Here is a 2,584-nt window from a genome sequence, read left to right as displayed (position 1 = left end):
TGGAAATACATGAGTAAACTACTTGTGACAAATGAGATTGGTCTGGCTGAAGTGTTAGCAAGTTCTCCCGGAAAACAATGCAGAACGACAAATCGCAGTCTGTAGAGGAGGAAATATATGGTTAAGAATGTGGCGATAGTAAGCCTTTCAAGCGGAATAATTGGGGAATCTTTTGTTGAATTTGAGAAGAATATTGGGATTAAAAGACTTGAAGACTTTGGGCTTAACGTGAAATTTATGCCGCACGCACTGTTAGGACTTGAATATATAAAAGATCATCCGGAGAAAAGAGCCTTAGATCTTTTGGATGCACTAAGAGATCCCGATATAGACATGATACTGTGTGCTATTGGCGGAGATGACACATATCGATTACTTCCATATCTGTTTGAAAACGATGAACTTAAAGAGGCTGTTACAGATAAAATATTTCTCGGTTTTTCTGATACGACAATAAATCACTTTATGCTTCATAAAGTAGGAATGACTACTTTCTATGGACAAGCCTTTTTGCCGGATGTTTGTGAACTGTCTACGGATATGCTTCCATATACCCAAGGTTACTTTCAGGAACTTATTACAACAGGTACCATTCATGAGATAACACCAAGCGACGTATGGTATGAAGAAAGAACTGAGTTCTCGCCTGAAAAAGTCGGGACTTCGACACCTTCACATCCAAATAAAGGCTTTGAACTTCTCCAAGGACAGGCAACTTTCTCGGGAAAGATTCTCGGAGGTTGTATTGATTCGATGTATGACTTTTTTGATGGTGAACGCTATGAAGATATGCCGGTCTTGTGCAAGAAATATCATCTTTTTCCTGATGCAAAGGACTGGGAAGGACGTATTTTATTGCTGGAAACCAGTGAAGAAAAACCATCACCAGAGAAGTACAAAAAGGCTCTGGAGTACTTAAAAACTACAGGGGTATTTGACGCTGTTTCAGGAGTACTTGTGGGAAAACCTCAAAATGAGATCTATGTAGATGAGTATAAAAAAATATTGGTGGAAGTGATAAGCAATCCGAATCTTCCCATTCTTTTTAATGTCAACATTGGACATGCTACACCTAGATGTATCATTCCTTTTGGTGTTGAAGCTGTTGTTGATGCGAATAATCAGATTATTAGATTTAAATGAGAAAGAGATAAACTCAAATTTGTTCCGATCGTTGGAACATAAAATTCGAAGATAACGGTACAAACATTTTTAAGGAATCGAGTAAAATCGGTTCCTTTTTTCATGCTGTGAGGAGGTGATGATTTGTACCCAGTAAGCAATGCATTTTTGCAGAAGATAAAAGAAAATACAAGGCTGAAGAGCTTTTTTCTCGAAGTGAATATGGCAAAATCGTCTGTCTGGGAGATCTCGTAGATGACTGGGATCAGGAAAAAAACCTGGGATTGTATTCGGAGACATTTGATGCGCTTGAGAGATTCATAAATCGACATCCGAACTTTCTGCTCTGCTATGGAAATCATGACGTGAGTTACATCTGGGAGGCTCGCGAATCAGGATATTCTGATTATGCAAGGCGGGTAGTGATTGAAGGACTATCAAAACTTGAAAAGTGTGTTTCAGCTGGTGATATCGCACTTATGATAGCAGGTGTATTTGCAGCGTTTTGTGTGGGGAGATTTATCCTGATGTTTCTTCTTGCCATGCTATAATATCCGAAGGTAAATATGTTGATATAAATTTAATGGTCATATTTGGAGGTATGAGATGTCGATTGCAAAAACGCAGACCTCTGAGAGCTTTCGATTAAGTGCATTGCTTTCATTTTCGGGAGGACTACAGGATGCATATACTTATAACGTGAGGGATGGCGTATTCGCAAATGCCCAGACCGGTAACGTGGTACTGATGAGCCAGAACTTTATGCAGGGAGAGTGGAATAAGGGATTACACTATATGCTCCCGCTCCTATCATTTGCTGCAGGTATTTTTCTGGCTGAAAGGATCGAGAGCAGGTTTAAGACTGGCAGCAAGATCCATTGGAGACAGATCATACTTTTTATAGAGATAGCAATGCTTTTGGCGGTAGGATTTATGCCGACAGGGGTAAATATGCTTGCAAATATCATGGTTTCATTTTCATGTGCCATGCAGGTGCAGACATTCAGAAAAGTTCATGGATATGGATATGCCAGTACGATGTGTATCGGCAATCTTAGGAGCGGTACGGAAAGCCTGTCACAGTATTTCAGAACAAAAGAGAAGGGATCCTTGTATAAGGCATTGCATTTCTTTGGCATTATTCTTATCTTTGCCACAGGAGCCGGCATCGGAGGGGTACTTTCCGCAAGGTTTGGTATTGGAACAATATGGATCTCACCGGCAATCCTTCTGGTTGTGGTCTTGATGATGCTAAAAGAATGAAATACGTGGATACATAAAAATGAAGCTAACAGAATATGATGATAGATACGAGTAGGATTTACGATGTATTACAATCTGACAAGAGAAAGTCATTGATGGGTTAGATAATATTCCAGGATAATGAAATAAGCAAATCGGTTTTTCTGGTTAAAACAGGAGGCGCCTCATGAAATTAAATCGCATTCATCATATTGCGGTG

Annotated in this window: 3 protein-coding genes; all 3 read left to right on the top strand. The window is 39.6% G+C overall.

Features of this window, described 5'->3' with window-relative positions; all coding sequences use genetic code 11:
• Nucleotides 1-117 precede the first annotated feature (117 nt).
• The gene (locus T359_RS0117420) at nucleotides 118-1,143 is read left to right on the top strand and encodes a S66 family peptidase (protein ID WP_026518503.1); all 1,026 of its coding nucleotides are present in this window, start codon (nucleotides 118-120) and stop codon (nucleotides 1,141-1,143) included.
• Between the two features lie 143 nt (nucleotides 1,144-1,286).
• Nucleotides 1,287-1,673, top strand: a complete 387-nt coding sequence (locus T359_RS23205; RefSeq protein ID WP_155840167.1) for a metallophosphoesterase family protein — start codon at nucleotides 1,287-1,289, stop codon at nucleotides 1,671-1,673.
• A 55-nt stretch (nucleotides 1,674-1,728) separates the two neighbouring features.
• Complete coding sequence (locus T359_RS0117410) at nucleotides 1,729-2,385, top strand: YoaK family protein (RefSeq protein WP_022767528.1); 657 nt, start codon at nucleotides 1,729-1,731, stop codon at nucleotides 2,383-2,385.
• Nucleotides 2,386-2,584: the final 199 nt, after the last annotated feature.

It is taken from the genome of Butyrivibrio sp. MC2021 (genome assembly GCF_000621605.1).
Classification (GTDB): domain Bacteria; phylum Bacillota; class Clostridia; order Lachnospirales; family Lachnospiraceae; genus Butyrivibrio.
The sequence above is the reverse complement of the archived record's forward strand: the minus strand, read 5'-3'. Positions and strand labels throughout refer to the sequence as shown.